We start from the raw sequence: 15,213 nt of genomic DNA, 5'->3' as shown, positions 1-15,213 counted from the left end.
CTGCCAATCTGTCTGCCGGTAGGCAAGTGCCTCGTGGGCTTATCCCGAGGTAGTTTACGTTAAAATGAAAAACCCCGATAATTATCGGGGCTCTTCTATAATTATATCTAGAATTTATTAGTTCCCACCATCGGTAGAACCATCATCAGTATTTTCACCTTCGGTGGCTTCAGGATCCACTTCCAGTACAAAATCTTGAGTTGTAATGTTGGCAGCATCGACTTGTACATCAAGAGTATCACTTGCCAGATAGCCATCGAGTTCTGCCACTACTTTGTACATACCGGCCTCAAGTCCAAGAATGGCATAGTTGCCATCTACATCGGAAAAGGAAGTCGTATTCAAAGTGTCTGCCGCAATTACAGAGATTTGGGCACCTTCCAAGGCAACTGACGCTTCTTCTTCAACGGTACTTACATTACCAGAAAGTGTACCCGAAGTAGATAGGTTACTTGCTTTGATCACTGGGGTAAAATTAAATCCATTGATTCCTGCTGGCGTGCTAATGTCTCCTTTGGCAACAAAAGATTGACTTACATCAAAATCCAATAACAAATCGGAAGAAAGACCACCGGCAACCGTGATAGCTGGGTCAACAAAAACCTTTATTCCAGAGGCACCGCCGCTCGGAACTTGTAAATCGAAAACTGTTCCATCGGTCAAAACCACATTCACTCCTTTAACATAAACACGAATAAGATCGTAGGATCCGGCAGGAACATCTATCTCTGCCAATTGTTGTGTTAATCCGTTGGTAAGTTCCAATAGGTTTACTTCAATCTCTTCTTCCATTAATGTTATGAAAGGGGAGCCTTCATCGGAGCTGTCGTCTGAATCATCTCCGGAATCATCTTCATCGTCGTCTACTAGGCGAGCTTCAACTTTAAAAACTGTTACATTGGCCTCGGCCATCAGTTCGTAAGGAAAAGGAGCATCTGTTAATTGTACTGATAATGTACCTGTATCTTCAGCATTTCCTGATCCTTCACCTTCACCATCTGAGCAGCCCATTATAATTAGGGCCAGCGTCGTTAGTAAACTAAAAATTAACTTTGTTCTCATAGTATGGGGTTTTAAATTTTTCAGGGCATAACTATCCCTGTTCTGATTTTATATGTGTTAAACAATCAAAATTTAAAAAACCCTACTTTTTTAATAAAAAATGTCAATTTTATCGACGAAATGCACTTTAGATGCTTAAAAAGAGGTATTTTTCCTACAAAAATTAATTTTTATATTTAATATCCGCAATCAATCATGGTACACTGTCACTTCGAGCCTTTCGACTCCGCTCAAGATAAACTTAAGTCGAGAAGTTATTGGATCCAACGTCTTAAAAATGAGGTCTCGACTGCGCTCGACCTGACATTTTTTGTTTATGAACTCGTCTTAAGTTTCCATAATTCGCTGCAAATACCTCTTTTGCGCCCATATTTTGTCTTTTTCTCGGTCCGTAGCTCCGCTATGCACCTCGAAAAAGCCTTCATCTGGACCCAAAATCTGGGATTTTCGCATGAATCTGAAAACTCAAGACGAGTTCTATATGATTGATTGCGGACAATCAGTTTTTATATATAAAATGTGGAGCCTGTTGATATTGAAAGGTAGTATCGGTCAAAATTTCCATTTCCTTTGTTTCCCAATTCATCAAACCAATATGAAATTGTTGTCCATCGTCGAAAAGTTCTATAGCCAACCATTTGCCATCTGGGCTCCAATCATGCCATCCTTCGTTCTCGCTATTTTCTGTCAATTTCCATGTTTTGCTACCATCCAAGCTAACGGCATATAAACTGTACTTTCCGTTCTGTTTGCTTTGATAAGAAACGAAGTTTTCCGTTGGGTGTAATTTAGGTGCTCCCGCCCTGTAACCAAATTTCCCGGCGGTGGTATCCTTTTCGGGGTAATGGGTCAATTGTTTACGGTTTTGCCCATCTTCATCCATAATATAAAGTTCCTCTTCAAACCCATTAATATGTTTACCTACAGTTTTGCCGCCCCTGAACACTATTTGTTTTCCATCATTAACGAACAACGGGTCTGCGGCAAAAGGTAGTCCGGTATCCAATCGATTGATGATTTTCCCATTTCTGTCAAGAATATAAAACGTGGATTCGGTAATCAGTTTTGGCTTTACAATAAGTTCATCTCCATCTTTTCTAGAGCTCATCCAGCTATCGGCCAATTCCAAATCGCTAACTTTCTTTGGATTTTCTCCTTTAAAATTGCTCTTGTACAAAAAGTAGCAACGCTTGCAGGAACCTCTATCAGAAATAAAATACAAAGTGTCCTCGTAAGAATAATAGGTCCACTCCACATTATAAAGGTCTGTGATGTTTTTTTTGTTGGAACCATCAAGATTCATCGAGTAAACCTCGTAATTATCAATATCAACATCCCTTAAAACATTGTAAACCAGCCCCAATTCGTGTTGGGAAGTGTCCTTTTTTGAATTACAGGACAGCAGTAATGCCAGGACTCCAAGAATAGTAACTCCTTTACCCATGATAAAATTAGTTTGTTTGAAATTTTTACAGGGTTGAATTTACTAAACTCTTCGCATTTTTAAAATGATGATTTGACTTTAAGCCTTGACTTTAGCGCTGCCGTAGTATTTCTTTTTCAACCAGAATGAAACCTTTACCAATAAAATGAGTGCAGGTACCTCTACCAATGGACCGATTACTCCAGCAAAGGCCTGTCCTGAATTCAATCCAAATACGGCAATAGCAACGGCAATGGCCAATTCAAAATTGTTACCTGCAGCCGTGAAGGCGACCGAGGCTGTTTTGTCGTATTCGGCTCCCATAGCTTTGGTGGTGAAAAAACCGATAATAAACATCAACGCAAAATAGATCAGTAATGGCACCGCTATAATCAAAACGTCCATGGGTATCTCAACGATCAGTTCTCCTTTCAACGAAAACATAACCACAATGGTGAACAACAGGGCAATCAATGTAATAGGGGAAATGGCAGGGATAAACTTTTCCGTATACCAAGTCTCGCCTTTTAGCTTCACCAGAATTTGTCGACTTAAAATTCCCATTAAAAACGGAATGCCAAGATAGATGGCCACGCTCTCGGCAATGGTACCGATGGAAATATCGACAATGGCTCCTTCAAACCCGAAATAGGGAGGGAGAACAGTGATGAAAATCCAGGCATAAAAACTATACGCAAATACCTGAAAAACACTGTTGAGCGCCACCAATCCAGCCCCATATTCGCTGCTGCCTTCGGCCAAATCGTTCCAGACCAGCACCATGGCAATGCAACGGGCCAAACCAATTAAAATAAGCCCAACCATGTATTCCGGATAATCCCTTAAAAAGATAATGGCCAAAGCGAACATTAAAATAGGTCCTACAATCCAGTTCAAAATAAGCGAAATGGATAGGATTTTGGTGTTTTTGAATACTTTGGGCAACAATGCATATTTAACCTTGGCCAATGGAGGGTACATCATTAAAATTAACCCAATGGCAATGGGAATATTTGTTGTTCCGCTGCTAAAAGAATCCACAAAATCCGGAAAGTTGGGGAAAAAGTAACCTATTGCAACACCAAAGGCCATTGCAACAAAAATCCAAAGGGTCAGGTTTCTATCTAAAAAGTTTAATTTCTTGGTTGCCATTATTTTTTTATTTGAGAGAAAACATACGACATTTCCGCTGCGATTTGAGTACTCCTCTCGCTGTATTTTTCAGCTTGATGGGAAGTATTGTCAAAAGCTTTAGGGTCTTCGTAAGTGATTGGAATCCGTTTTTCGGCCCCTGGAACAAAAGGGCATCCCTCATCTGCTTGGGAACAGGTCATAATGGCTACAAAGTTTGATTTTGGGTTGAAATCATCATCCATTCGTTTGGAGAAACCTATTACGGGATGCTCGTTCTCTGAAAATTTAATGCTGTACACGGGATTGTTTCCTTCGGAAAGCGTTTTCACCTCAAACCCTGTATTTGTCAAGGTTTCTGCCACCATTGGAAATAGGGCGGTAGCTTCGGTTCCTCCAGAGTAGCAGGTCACGTTTTCTATTCCAAATTGATACGCCAGGGTCTGTGCCCAGATTTGGGACAAATGGCTCCGTCGGGAATTGTGTGTACAAATAAAATTGATGCGTATGGATTTTCCATCATCTACCTTTTGCTGAATATAATCTACAAGGGATGATAAGGTTTGTTTTCTTTCCGTTGCAATGGATTGTATGTCCAACGCTAAGACAAAATCGGTCAATACTTTAAAAAGTGCCATATTACTTTGGTTACTATAAATTTATAGATGCCCCCTCTCCAGCCCCCCCAAAGGGAGGGATTAAGGGAGGACTTGATACTGGATGGACAAAGAATTTTATTCTTTTCTTTAAACTATGGATTTCAAATACATGGTTTATTTTGTGCATCCTATGAGTTATTAAGTTATTAGGTGACTGGGTTAATCTGTGCTTGCTGAATAACTCCCGCTTGCGGCAAGCAGGCAAAAACCTAATAACCACGGCAATTTCATTGTCTTTCTAAACCTATGAACCTCAAGTCCAGAGTGTTTTAGTGGGATTAGCAGCATCCGCTACCCAGGGTGCAGCATTCAGAACTTTGTAATTCGGACAATTTTGCTTTGGGCTTTTCGTCGGGCACACCACATTTGTCCTTAGCCAAGCAATCGGTTTGCTTGGTGGTCAACAAAAAGTTGGTACCGTCAAAATCAAGAGAAAACTTCTCTATGGTTTGCCCTTGGTACTCCACTTCCACCTCTAAATTTCCAATATCCAAAGTTTTTTGGGATAGTTCAATAATATGGACCAATTTTTCAGGATGTAACCTATGGTCATAATCATTCGCGTTCCAAAGTTGAAAATTGACAACTTCTTCGTTACGGACAGTTCCGCCACAATCGATAAAATGTTTTGTTATTTTACCCACCTCGGTAACATGAAAATGATTGGGGACCAATTCGCCGTTAGGTAATTGAAAGGCGATGGTATTCAATTGTTGCAAGGCTGATTTTACTTCTTCTAACTTCATGATTATATATATTTATTGTAATATTGCGATTAATAGATTCAAATTTTTTTAACAACACTCTTTTGAGGTGAGGTCTTGGTCCAAGAAATCGAACATTACCGATTTCATCTTTTTCCAATTTTCAGCGTCAATACAATAACAAACGCTAGTACCTTCAACGTTGCCTTTAATCAAGCCCAAATGTTTAAGTTCTTTTAAATGTTGTGAAATGGTAGGCTGGGCCAAACCGATTTCATCCACTAAATCCCCACAAACACAGGCGTTCAGTTTAAACAAGTACTGCAATATGGCGACACGGGCAGGGTGACCAAAAGCTTTGGCGTACAGTGCAATCTGGTTCTGCTTATCGGTGAATATTTCAGTCTTGGTTAATCCCACTTTTTAATATTTATTCATTGCAATATTACGATTAATAACTGACGAGCCAAAAAAAAATGAAATTAATTTCATAATGGTTTGAAAAATGTAATGAATTCATTGTTATTCTTATTAAATTGCGTTATGCATATCTGTACATAACGATAATAATTTGTCTCTGACCGAAAAAATATATCTGGATTATAATGCAACTACTCCTACGACCCCGGAGGTAGTGGAGGCGATGCTGCCTTATTTTACCGAGAATTTTGGTAATGCAAGTAGCGACCATTCCTTTGGGTGGTGTGCTGATGATGCGGTAGAGACTGCGCGCAACCAAGTGGCAAAGCTTGTGAGCTGCAGACCTACAGAAATAACTTTTACTTCGGGCGCAACGGAAGCTGCGAACTTGGCCTTGTTTGGGTTTTGCAGGAGGAATAGGAGTAGAGGCAATCATATTATTACATGTAAAACAGAGCACAAAGCCGTACTCGAATGTATGGATGCGTTGGAAGCCGATGGATTTGAGGTCACCTACCTGGATGTGGACAATCATGGAAATATTGATTTGAACGAGTTAGAAACTGCTCTTAAACCATCTACAATTTTGGTGTGCATCATGTTGGCCAACAACGAAACAGGCCTGATTCACCCCATAAGAAAAATCACCGAATTAGCGCATTCCAAAGGAGTTTCTGTAATGTCCGATATTACGCAAGCTGTTGGTAAAATTCCCGTTGATCTTCAGGATTTAGGAATTGATTTAGCCATTTTCTCGTCTCACAAGCTATATGGTCCTAAAGGGGTCGGAGCACTTTATTTGAACAAAAACAACAAAATATCAATTGCGAAACATCTTTTCGGAGGAAATCATGAAAAAGGAGTTCGACCAGGAACTTTAAACGTTCCTGGAATAGTCGGTTTTGGAAAAGCTTGTGCCATTGCCCAACAAAGCATTGAAGAAGACCATCAAAAGCAATTAAACCTGCGAAACCAATTGGAGCAAGAGCTTTTGGCTATCGGGGGAGCAACAATTAATTGTAATGTAGAGGAACGCTTGCCCAATACTACCAACGTTTCTTTTTCAAATATGGACGGTTCTAAATTGCTGCGGTATCTCAACAAGTTGGCCGTATCTCGCGGTTCAGCCTGTAATGCGAACCTTGTAAAACCATCGCACGTGCTAAAAGCCATGGGGTACGATGATGCAACAGCTTTGGCGAGCTTACGCATCAGCACAGGGCTAAATACCACTTCCGAAGATATTGAAAAGGCCGTGTACGAAATCAAAAAAGCCGTCAACCAACTAAAAACTGTCAGTCTATGAGAGAGTTGGATACCATCATATTACGTTATTTGGAGTTGAAATCACAGCACATTCGCTGCGTATTGGCCACTGTGGTTCATGTTGATGGTTCATCGTACCGTAGGCCGGGTGCACGAATGTTGGTGGACGAATACGGGAATATTACGGGAGCCATCAGCGGAGGTTGTTTGGAAGGAGATGCACTAAGAAAGGCACTTTTTGCTTTGGACAAACAAGAAAACAAACTGGTGACTTATGATACCAGCGACGAAGATGATGCAATAATCGGAGCACAATTAGGCTGCAATGGAATCATTCAGGTGCTTTTTGAGCCTATTGATTATACTGATGCAAATAATCCCTGCGAGCTTTTGAGAGCCGTTTCCGAACAGGAAGTACCCATGGCTATTTCCGTACTTTTTAATTTGGATAAAACCCAAAAGCAATCAGGAACAGTTTTAGTGTCCGATGAAAATCAGGTTGTTTTGAGCAAACAAATCCATAATGATTTGCACAAAGCTTTGTTTATAAAAGGCAAAGAGGTTATCAATGAAGGTTATTCCTGTTTTGGTGAGCTAGAGATTGATGATGAGAAGCATTATCTATTTATTCAAATGCATCAACCACCCGTTAAAGTGGTTTTGGTTGGAGCAGGGAACGATGCCCAAATTTTGGCGCAACAAGCCGATTTATTGGGCTGGAACGTAACCGTAACCGATGGACGTCCCACGCACGCCAACAAAGAGCGATTTGTCGGGTCTTGCCAAGTGATTGTCGCCAAACCTCAGGAAACTTTGGAAAACATTAATATAGACCAGCACACTTGTTTTGTATTGATGAGCCATAATTATAATTATGATCTATCAGTGCTAAAGCTATTGTTGGGAAAAACGGAGACACCCTATATAGGCATACTCGGGCCATTAAAAAAATACAACCGTATGCTCAACGAGCTTGCAGACGAAGGAATAGTAGTTTCCAAGGACGATTTGAACAAAATTCACGCACCAGTAGGCTTGGAAATCGGAGCAGAGACACCGGCAGAGATTGGATTGTCCATTTTGGCTGAAATTCAAAGTGTTTTGAAGCAAAAAGATGCCCGACCCTTAAAGCAAAAAACCGAACCCATTCACGATACTACAGCAAACGAATTTCAAAAAATATCCATTTGAGTGCAGAAGAAAACATAGCAGTTGTTGTTTTGGCGGCAGGAGGCTCATCTAGATTGGGTCGACCCAAACAATTGGTGGAATTCAACGGAAAAACCCTTTTGGAACGCACCTTGGACCAGGTGGATATGTTAGGTTTCCAGATCAAGATTTTGGTGCTGGGTGCCAATCAAGACAAAATTCAGCAAAAGATAAGCTCGGATGGTTTTAAAGTTGCAACCAACCCTGATTGGGAGCAAGGAATGGCCTCTAGTATTAAAATTGGACTAGAAGCTGCGCTTGCAGAAGAAAATGGATTGGACCACATACTTTTCTTGGTCTCGGACCAACCCTTTTTGGAGCCTACCAATCTAATCAAGTTGGTGCACACCCAACTGACCAAGAATCCTAAAGCGACGTATTCAAAGTATGGTGATAATATTGGAGTGCCGGCCATTTTTGGTAAAGCAGCGTTTCCGCTGTTATTGAAATTGAAAGGTGACGAAGGAGCTAAAAAACTAATGCACTTAGAAGAGTTTAATTTCTGTACGGAAACCTTCAAAAATGGAGGATTTGATGTGGATACCGAAGAAGATGTACAGCAACTAAAGCAAATGGAGGTATGAAAGTGACAGTCAAATATTTTGGTTTGGTGGCAGAAGCAGCCGACAAGTTCGAAGAGGTTTTGGAGTTCAACGGAGAGCTCACGGCCTCGGAGCTGAAAGCACAATGCCTGAACGGACTTGCCATTGCGGATAAAGATTCCGTGCAGATTGCGGTGAATCAAAATTTGGACGATAAAATAACCCTAAAAGATGGGGACGAAGTGGCCTTATTGCCACCGTTCGCAGGAGGATGAGCAGATACGATAGACAAATAAAACTCAAGGAAGTTGGGCCGGAAGGGCAAGAACAACTTCGCAATGCCAAGGTCTTGATTGTTGGTGTTGGTGGTTTGGGCTGTCCCGCCGCGATGTATTTGGTGGGAGCCGGAGTGGGCAAAATTGGTCTAATGGACCACGACAAAGTCGAAATGTCCAATTTGCACAGGCAAGTATTGTTCCAAGAATCGGATGTGGGGAGGCCCAAAGCAGTGGTGGCCAAACAACGTTTGGAAAAACAGAACAGTGAGGTACAGTTTGAGATTTATGAAGAGCCGTTGACCACTGAAAATGCAGAAAAAATCATCAACCAATACGATGTTGTCCTGGATGGAACCGACAATTTTGAAACCAAGTATCTCATCAACGATGCTTGTATACTAGTGGACAAACCTTGGGTTTTTGCCTCCATTTATAAAAATGAAGGACAATTATCAGTCTTCAATTATAACGATGGGCCGACTTATCGCTGTGTGTTCCCGAAAAGTACGCGACAGAATATCAGTTGCGAAGCTACGGGTGTATTGGGTGTACTGCCAGGTATTCTGGGAACCCTGCAAGCTGCGGAAGTGCTCAAAATTATTTTGGGTGCAGGTGAGGTGCTTTCGGGCAAAATTAAGCTTATCAACATGATGCAGGCCAGCGAGCAGACCATCAAAATAAACAAGCGCCCCGAAGAAGTTGAAAAAATACGCAAAGAAGGGATTGCCCCTGTTTATATTGATTGCGATTTAAAGCATAAGGAGCATTGGTACCTCGATGTCCGCGAAGTGTTCGAGCAGCCCAAGCCAAAAGGGAAAAACGTGTTGAGTATCCCTTTGAACGATTTGGTAACTCGGCACGAGGAAATACCGAACAATCAAGAAGTTTTTGTGTTCTGCCAGTCAGGAAAAAGAAGCAAAAACGCAATTGAAATCCTTGAAAATGAATTTGGCTTTCACAACCTCAAAAATGTGGAAGGCGGAATAGAAACAATAATTGATGGATAAGAAGAAACCAAAAAAAGTATTTGTACAAGGAGCAATTCCTCCCGAAAAAATAGCCAATTCGGTAGCGAATCATCAAAGCAAGACCAAAATTGGTGCCCACAGTATTTTCTTGGGGCAAATTAGGGCCGACGAAGTGGATGGAAAAACCGTGACCGCTATCGATTACACGGCCTATGAGGAAATGGCGGAGAAAGTCTTCCACGAAATACGGGAAACCGCATTTGCCAAGTTCGACATAACTTGCGCCCATATTTATCACAGTTTGGGCAAGGTGAAGGTTGGAGAACTCTGTTTATTTGTGTTCACATCCTCCGCTCACCGAAAGATTGCGATTGAAGCCACCAACTTTTTTGTGGAGGAAATCAAGGCGAAAGTGCCTGTATTCGGTAAAGAGATTTTTGAGGACGAAACCCATCAATGGAAAGTAAACAAGTAAATGGTAGACATTACACATAAAATAACCAGTTTACGGGAAGCCACGGCGGAAGCTATCGTGAAAACGAGCAGTCAGGCTACGATAGATGCTATCAAAAACAACGATGTTCCCAAAGGGAATGTGTTTGAAATGGCCAAGGCAGCCGGCTTGTTGGGGGTGAAGAAAACACCCGACCTTTTACCCGATTGCCATCCGTTGCCCATTGAATACACGGGAATTGATTATAAAATCGATGGGTTGGACATCATCATTTCGATGACGGTGAAGACCATTTACAAAACAGGGGTAGAGGTAGAGGCGATGCATGGAGCAAGCATTGTTGCCCTCACGATGTACGATATGCTCAAACCCATTGATAAAAATATTGAAATCAGCACCATTCGCCTCAAATCGAAAAAAGGAGGAAAATCCTCTTTCAAAATAAATTCAGAAGGACTGACTGCGGATGTTGTCGTTTGTTCCGATACCATTTCCAAAGGAAAAGGCGAGGACAGGGCAGGAGAGGCCATTATGGAGCGGCTAAAAGTCTTTGGTGTGGAATCGCAGAAAAGCATTATACCTGATGAAGCTGAGGAAATCATCAAAATAATGGGAAGTACCACCGCAGACTTGGTGATTTTTACGGGAGGTACGGGCGTGGGGCCACGAGATGTCACCCCACAGACCTTGGAACCTTTGTTGGACATCAAACTAAAAGGAGTAGAAGAACAAATGCGAAGCTACGGGCAGGAACGAATGCCTTATGCGATGTTCTCGCGTTCCATCGCGGGCATCAAAGACGGTAAACTCATTCTGGCGTTGCCTGGCTCCACCAAAGGAGCGGCGGAATCCATGGATGCGATTTTTCCGCACGTGCTGCACGCATTTAAAGTGATAGAAGGAAAAAGACATGATTGAAAAGAAACCACAAATAATAGACAATTTCGGTAGGCCACATACCTATCTCCGCATTTCGTTGACGGACAGATGCAACCTTCGGTGCTTTTATTGTATGCCCGAAGAAGGCATTGAGTTAATGGAAAAGCCCAGCATTATGACTTTGGAGGAAATCATTGAAATGACGAGGACTTTCAGGGATTTGGGAGTGGATACGGTACGTTTGACAGGCGGCGAACCTTTGGTTCGGAAGAATTTTGGCTTTTTGGTCGAAGAGCTCGCCAAATTGGGTGTGACCCTAAAATTGACCACGAACGGAATTATTCTGGATAAATATTTGGATCTGTTCGATAAGATTGGACTGCGCAAAATCAACTTTAGTCTGGATACGCTGGACAAGGCCAAATCGATATTCATAACCAAGCGTGATTATTACGAGCGCATTATGCGCAACTTGGAGATGGCACTCGATATGGATATGGACATCAAACTCAACATTGTATTGATAAAGGGGGTAAACGATAAAGAAATCAATGATTTTATCGCCTTGACCAAGGATAAAAAGATTACGCCCAAGTTCATTGAATTTATGCCTTTTAAAGGCAATAAATGGGACTGGAGCAAAGGAGTTTCCAAGGATGAAATTTTAAAGACGGTCGGAGACAAGTTTGGGGAAATCGAGACCTTGAAAAATCCAAAACATAGCACATCCACCAATTTTAGGGTGAAGGGACACAAAGGAAGTTTTGGAATTGTCAGTACAATTACCAATCCTTTTTGTGATGAATGCAACCGTATTCGCCTAACTGCTGATGGCAAGATGAAAAATTGTTTGTTTGCCACATCGGAAACGGATTTGTTGACACCGCTTCGCAATGGGGAGAATATTGATAAAATTATTTTGGAAGCCATAAAATCCAAGAAACATTCCCGAGATGGTATGGATGTTAAGATGGATGCCGAACACTACGAGCAAAACCGTTCAATGATTTCAATAGGGGGCTAATGGTTACGATTGAAGAAGCACTTCGCATTATTGAAGACCAAAACATCAGTTTAAAAAGTGAAACAAAGCCCCTTGAAGGGGCACTTGGTTATGCACTTTCAAAAAATACGGTATCGCCTTTTGATGTGCCCGAATTTGATAATTCCGCGATGGACGGCTATGCCTTGTGTGGACTTTATCAAGAATATAAGTTGGTAGGGGAGGTCGCCGCTGGTGATTCCAAAGAAGTATTGATTGGTGATGGTGAAGCCGTTCGGATTTTTACAGGAGCAAAAGTGCCTAAAAATACTTCGGCTGTAATGATGCAGGAGAAAACCTCGGTAAAGGAGAGCACGCTTTTCTTGGATGAAATGCCTAAAACTGGACAAAACATCCGTAAAAAAGGTGGGCAGTTAACGGAGGGTCAAGAAGTATTTGAAAAAGGACATATTTTGAATCCACCATCTTTGGCTTTAATGGGAAGTTTGGGATTGGAAAAATTGGAAGTTTATTCAAAACCTCAAGTCAATATCATCACTACGGGAAATGAATTGGTTAAACCAGGGCAACCTAAGACCGAGGGACAGATATATGAATCCAACAGCTATGCGATTTCGGGTGCACTGCAGCAATTTGGGTTTAAGCACCATAAAAAAACACAGATACAAGATGATTTTGAGGCGACCAAAGCAGGCATTAAAACTGCATTGGAGTCTTGTGATGTGCTGATTGTCTCGGGAGGAATATCAGTGGGCGATTATGATTTTGTAAAACAATCCCTCGAAGAAAATGGAGTTAACGAATTGTTTTACAAGGTGTTTCAAAAACCTGGCAAGCCGCTATATTTTGGACGAAAGGACAATCAATTTGTATTTGCCCTACCAGGGAATCCAGCATCATCACTTACTTGTTTTTATGTGTATGTACTTCCGTTGCTCCAAAAATTATCGGGTTACGAAACCACAGGTTTGCCTATCTATCAGTTTCCTATAAAACATGCTTACGAAAACCGTTTTGGGCGTCCGTCCTTTCTAAAAGCCCATATTTTGGATGGAAGAGTAGAGATTTTGGATGGTCAAGGATCCTCTATGATTCAATCCATGGCCAAGGGGAATGCCCTCGCTTTTATAGATGATGGGGAGCAACTCAAAGAAGGAGACTACATAAAATGCAAGCTAATTTCTTGATGGATGAGCGTTGAATATCTACCCATTGTCTTCTTTTTGATTGCGCTCTTTTATAGCTCTGTCGGATTTGGAGGTGGGTCGAGTTATTTGGCCATTTTAAGTCTTTTCCTGACCGATTTTTACGAGATACGCTCCACTGCACTCATTTTAAATATTTGTGTCGTTACGATTGGGACGCTATTTTTTATAAAGAATCGAGTGTTTACTTTAAAAAAGTTTTGGCCCTTTTTAGTGGCAAGCATCCCATTGGCATATCTCGGAGCGCTGTTGCGACTTTCCAAAACCTCTTTTTTTATGGTATTGGGAATATCCCTTGTCTTGGCTGGTATTTTTATGCTATTGCGTTTTGTGAAAAAAAAAATGGATACCTACGAGTTCTCTAATACCAAAAAGCTACTGCTGGGCGGAAGTATTGGTTTGCTTTCGGGAGTATCTGGCATCGGAGGGGGGATTTTCTTGTCACCTGTGCTAAATCTTTTAAAATGGGCCAATCCTAGAACTATCGCTTCATTGGCTTCTGTTTTTATTTTGGTGAATTCCATTTCGGGCTTGATTGGCCTAAATGTGGCAGGAACCTTCAAGTTGAACAATGAATTGATGCTACAACTTATTGTTGCTGTTGTGATTGGCGGGAGTATCGGTTCTTATCTGTCCAACAAAAAGTTCAATTTGAAGTTTTTGGGGGTGCTGACCAGTATTTTGGTGGTTTACGTGGGCTTTCGATTGATTCTAATGCACGGTTTTGGCATTCAGATTTAAATCAACCCTAACATTTCCTCAGTATGTTGCTGAACGGTTGCGGTGATTTTAGTATTCATAGCAAGGAAGGTGGAAAGTACTTTTCTGCCTGTTTCCGTTAACTCGGCCCCGCCACCTGTTGTGCCTCCTTTGTGCAATTCTACATAAGGTTGTTGCCCTCTTAAATTCATATCCTCCACCATGGACCATGCTTTTCGGTAGGACATGCCCATTTCCTTGGCCGCTTTGGACAATGAACCATTCTTATCGATCATCATCAAAAGTTGCGCTCGCCCAGAGCCAAAAAACTTTTTCCCGTCAATATCTATCCAGCATCGTAGTTTTAGTTCTTTTGATGTTCCCATCTCTTAAAATTAGTGGTTTTTGCCTCAAAAAAAGGGTGTTTTACGTAAAACTATTAAATAATACTGCATTGTTTTGAGCTTTATTGAAATGTGTAGGAGCCTCTGGAAACCTGCGTTACCCTAAAATATCCGTAAGCAAAATTAGCTGGGTTGTCCTGGTTGATACAATTCCCTTTTATGGGTGCGGGTACGGCACCAAATGGATCCCCTGCGCTATAATATTGCTCTATCAGCAGGCGGATGTAGTTGTAATATTGCTCCGAAATTCCATAAAGATCAACAAAAACGGTATCACCAGGCTCAAAAGGTTGTTCGTTATTGTCTTCATCATCGTCTTTTTCGTAAAAGTCGTGCTGCTCGTTGCCGTTGGTAAATTCATCAGATTGGTCTTCTAAATCGGGAAACGGGTCGCCTTCTTCTTGGTACCTGATCAGATAAAAGTTTTCTTCTTCCTCGGGGTCGTCAAAATAAAGGTTTAGTTCCAGAAACTCATCATCAAAACCACCTTCGGTAGATTGGGTTAGGGCTTTAATGTCACTAACGGGGTACAACGTCTCCGTGGCCAAATAGGTTTCATTGTCATAAATGATCTCTAGTTGATACTGATGGTACAAAACTGGAATAAAATTAGAGGTTGTATACAGGCCATTTCCTTGTCCTTCAAACAAAAACTCATCTCCAGAGTCCAAATCGGTCACGTTTACCTGGGCTCCATCCACGGCGGCATCGGAATCCAAATCAAAATAGGGGGTAGAGGTGCTCAGCTCGATTGACTGTACATTTCCAGCGGTACCTTTTTCCCAATCCAACGAAGCTTCGACCACCAATCGTGTTTCTGCTGTTGGAACATCAACCTCTACTACATCTGTACAAGAAGTGACTGCTAACAATGTTATGATTATGAGTGATATATAATTTTTCATTG

The 15,213-nt window shown here is 41.5% G+C and carries 19 protein-coding genes; 10 read left to right on the top strand and 9 right to left on the bottom strand.

Going from position 1 to position 15,213, the window contains the following annotated elements; genetic code table 11:
• Nucleotides 1-117: 117 nt before the first annotated feature.
• From MURRU_RS16795 to MURRU_RS16770, 7 genes are all read right to left on the bottom strand, one after another.
• Nucleotides 118-1,062: a DUF4382 domain-containing protein gene (locus MURRU_RS16795; protein ID WP_014034680.1), complete on the bottom strand. Its 945-nt coding sequence runs from the start codon at nt 1,060-1,062 to the stop codon at nt 118-120.
• A 327-nt stretch (nt 1,063-1,389) separates the two neighbouring features.
• On the bottom strand, nt 1,390-1,515 hold the full coding sequence (locus MURRU_RS18175; RefSeq protein ID WP_281023849.1) for a hypothetical protein: 126 nt from the start codon (nt 1,513-1,515) through the stop codon (nt 1,390-1,392).
• 46 nt (nt 1,516-1,561) lie between these two features.
• The gene (locus MURRU_RS16790; RefSeq protein ID WP_014034678.1) at nt 1,562-2,506 is read right to left on the bottom strand and encodes a TolB family protein; all 945 of its coding nucleotides are present in this window, start codon (nt 2,504-2,506) and stop codon (nt 1,562-1,564) included.
• 78 nt (nt 2,507-2,584) lie between these two features.
• Nucleotides 2,585-3,637, bottom strand: a complete 1,053-nt coding sequence (arsB, locus tag MURRU_RS16785; protein WP_014034677.1) for an ACR3 family arsenite efflux transporter — start codon at nt 3,635-3,637, stop codon at nt 2,585-2,587.
• The gene (locus MURRU_RS16780; RefSeq protein ID WP_014034676.1) at nt 3,637-4,254 is read right to left on the bottom strand and encodes an arsenate-mycothiol transferase ArsC; all 618 of its coding nucleotides are present in this window, start codon (nt 4,252-4,254) and stop codon (nt 3,637-3,639) included. Before MURRU_RS16780 ends, arsB begins: the two co-directional genes overlap by 1 nt.
• 299 nt (nt 4,255-4,553) lie before the next feature.
• Nucleotides 4,554-5,021 carry a DUF6428 family protein gene (locus MURRU_RS16775; RefSeq protein WP_014034675.1) on the bottom strand — a complete coding sequence of 156 codons (468 nt, stop codon included), beginning with the start codon at nt 5,019-5,021 and terminating at the stop codon, nt 4,554-4,556.
• A gap of 48 nt (nt 5,022-5,069) precedes the next feature.
• Nucleotides 5,070-5,399: an ArsR/SmtB family transcription factor gene (locus tag MURRU_RS16770; protein ID WP_014034674.1), complete on the bottom strand. Its 330-nt coding sequence runs from the start codon at nt 5,397-5,399 to the stop codon at nt 5,070-5,072.
• Between the two features lie 151 nt (nt 5,400-5,550).
• Between MURRU_RS16770 and MURRU_RS16765 the strand changes: the two genes are divergently transcribed.
• Genes MURRU_RS16765 through MURRU_RS16720 form a run of 10 tightly spaced genes read left to right on the top strand, consistent with a single transcriptional unit; the run spans nt 5,551 to nt 13,944 of the window.
• Complete coding sequence (locus MURRU_RS16765; protein WP_014034673.1) at nt 5,551-6,705, top strand: cysteine desulfurase family protein; 1,155 nt, start codon at nt 5,551-5,553, stop codon at nt 6,703-6,705.
• A complete protein-coding gene (locus tag MURRU_RS16760) occupies nt 6,702-7,856 on the top strand; it encodes an XdhC family protein (RefSeq protein WP_014034672.1) in 1,155 nt (384 codons plus the stop codon). Before MURRU_RS16765 ends, MURRU_RS16760 begins: the two co-directional genes overlap by 4 nt.
• Entirely contained in the window at nt 7,853-8,458 is a 606-nt protein-coding gene (locus MURRU_RS16755) for a nucleotidyltransferase family protein (protein WP_014034671.1), read from the top strand. The genes MURRU_RS16760 and MURRU_RS16755 overlap by 4 nt, the downstream gene beginning before the upstream one ends.
• On the top strand, nt 8,455-8,691 hold the full coding sequence (locus MURRU_RS16750) for a MoaD/ThiS family protein (protein ID WP_014034670.1): 237 nt from the start codon (nt 8,455-8,457) through the stop codon (nt 8,689-8,691). Before MURRU_RS16755 ends, MURRU_RS16750 begins: the two co-directional genes overlap by 4 nt.
• A complete protein-coding gene (locus MURRU_RS16745; RefSeq protein WP_014034669.1) occupies nt 8,688-9,701 on the top strand; it encodes a HesA/MoeB/ThiF family protein in 1,014 nt (337 codons plus the stop codon). Before MURRU_RS16750 ends, MURRU_RS16745 begins: the two co-directional genes overlap by 4 nt.
• On the top strand, nt 9,694-10,137 hold the full coding sequence (locus MURRU_RS16740; protein ID WP_014034668.1) for a molybdenum cofactor biosynthesis protein MoaE: 444 nt from the start codon (nt 9,694-9,696) through the stop codon (nt 10,135-10,137). Before MURRU_RS16745 ends, MURRU_RS16740 begins: the two co-directional genes overlap by 8 nt.
• Nucleotides 10,138-11,034, top strand: coding sequence for a bifunctional molybdenum cofactor biosynthesis protein MoaC/MoaB (gene moaCB / locus MURRU_RS16735; RefSeq protein ID WP_014034667.1), 897 nt, complete (start codon nt 10,138-10,140; stop codon nt 11,032-11,034).
• Entirely contained in the window at nt 11,027-12,019 is a 993-nt protein-coding gene (gene moaA, locus MURRU_RS16730; protein WP_014034666.1) for a GTP 3',8-cyclase MoaA, read from the top strand. The genes moaCB and moaA overlap by 8 nt, the downstream gene beginning before the upstream one ends.
• Nucleotides 12,019-13,185: a molybdopterin molybdotransferase MoeA gene (locus MURRU_RS16725; RefSeq protein ID WP_014034665.1), complete on the top strand. Its 1,167-nt coding sequence runs from the start codon at nt 12,019-12,021 to the stop codon at nt 13,183-13,185. The genes moaA and MURRU_RS16725 overlap by 1 nt, the downstream gene beginning before the upstream one ends.
• A gap of 3 nt (nt 13,186-13,188) precedes the next feature.
• Nucleotides 13,189-13,944: a sulfite exporter TauE/SafE family protein gene (locus tag MURRU_RS16720; RefSeq protein WP_014034664.1), complete on the top strand. Its 756-nt coding sequence runs from the start codon at nt 13,189-13,191 to the stop codon at nt 13,942-13,944.
• Here MURRU_RS16720 and MURRU_RS16715 read toward each other — a convergent pair.
• Nucleotides 13,941-14,288 carry a winged helix-turn-helix domain-containing protein gene (locus tag MURRU_RS16715; protein WP_014034663.1) on the bottom strand — a complete coding sequence of 116 codons (348 nt, stop codon included), beginning with the start codon at nt 14,286-14,288 and terminating at the stop codon, nt 13,941-13,943. The genes MURRU_RS16720 and MURRU_RS16715 overlap by 4 nt on opposite strands.
• Before the next feature lie 80 nt (nt 14,289-14,368).
• On the bottom strand, nt 14,369-15,211 hold the full coding sequence (locus MURRU_RS16710; RefSeq protein ID WP_014034662.1) for a DUF4249 domain-containing protein: 843 nt from the start codon (nt 15,209-15,211) through the stop codon (nt 14,369-14,371).
• Between the last annotated feature and the right edge of the window lie 2 nt (nt 15,212-15,213).

It is taken from the genome of Allomuricauda ruestringensis DSM 13258 (assembly GCF_000224085.1).
Classification (GTDB): domain Bacteria; phylum Bacteroidota; class Bacteroidia; order Flavobacteriales; family Flavobacteriaceae; genus Flagellimonas; species Flagellimonas ruestringensis.
This window is presented reverse-complemented; position numbering and strand designations above follow the sequence as displayed.

Excerpts from the sequence above, each read along its gene's own strand:
- MURRU_RS16740 (WP_014034668.1), top strand. The coding sequence starts at position 9,694 with ATGGATAAGAAGAAACCAAAAAAAGTATTTGTACAAGGAGCAATTCCT.
- MURRU_RS18175 (WP_281023849.1), bottom strand. The coding sequence starts at position 1,515 with ATGCGAAAATCCCAGATTTTGGGTCCAGATGAAGGCTTTTTCGAGGTG.
- MURRU_RS16760 (WP_014034672.1), top strand. The coding sequence starts at position 6,702 with ATGAGAGAGTTGGATACCATCATATTACGTTATTTGGAGTTGAAATCA.
- MURRU_RS16750 (WP_014034670.1), top strand. The coding sequence starts at position 8,455 with ATGAAAGTGACAGTCAAATATTTTGGTTTGGTGGCAGAAGCAGCCGAC.
- moaA (WP_014034666.1), top strand. The coding sequence starts at position 11,027 with ATGATTGAAAAGAAACCACAAATAATAGACAATTTCGGTAGGCCACAT.
- MURRU_RS16710 (WP_014034662.1), bottom strand. The coding sequence starts at position 15,211 with ATGAAAAATTATATATCACTCATAATCATAACATTGTTAGCAGTCACT.
- moaCB (WP_014034667.1), top strand. The coding sequence starts at position 10,138 with ATGGTAGACATTACACATAAAATAACCAGTTTACGGGAAGCCACGGCG.
- MURRU_RS16775 (WP_014034675.1), bottom strand. The coding sequence starts at position 5,021 with ATGAAGTTAGAAGAAGTAAAATCAGCCTTGCAACAATTGAATACCATC.
- MURRU_RS16720 (WP_014034664.1), top strand. The coding sequence starts at position 13,189 with ATGAGCGTTGAATATCTACCCATTGTCTTCTTTTTGATTGCGCTCTTT.
- MURRU_RS16795 (WP_014034680.1), bottom strand. The coding sequence starts at position 1,062 with ATGAGAACAAAGTTAATTTTTAGTTTACTAACGACGCTGGCCCTAATT.
- MURRU_RS16780 (WP_014034676.1), bottom strand. The coding sequence starts at position 4,254 with ATGGCACTTTTTAAAGTATTGACCGATTTTGTCTTAGCGTTGGACATA.
- MURRU_RS16725 (WP_014034665.1), top strand. The coding sequence starts at position 12,019 with ATGGTTACGATTGAAGAAGCACTTCGCATTATTGAAGACCAAAACATC.
- MURRU_RS16745 (WP_014034669.1), top strand. The coding sequence starts at position 8,688 with ATGAGCAGATACGATAGACAAATAAAACTCAAGGAAGTTGGGCCGGAA.
- MURRU_RS16790 (WP_014034678.1), bottom strand. The coding sequence starts at position 2,506 with ATGGGTAAAGGAGTTACTATTCTTGGAGTCCTGGCATTACTGCTGTCC.
- MURRU_RS16715 (WP_014034663.1), bottom strand. The coding sequence starts at position 14,288 with ATGGGAACATCAAAAGAACTAAAACTACGATGCTGGATAGATATTGAC.
- arsB (WP_014034677.1), bottom strand. The coding sequence starts at position 3,637 with ATGGCAACCAAGAAATTAAACTTTTTAGATAGAAACCTGACCCTTTGG.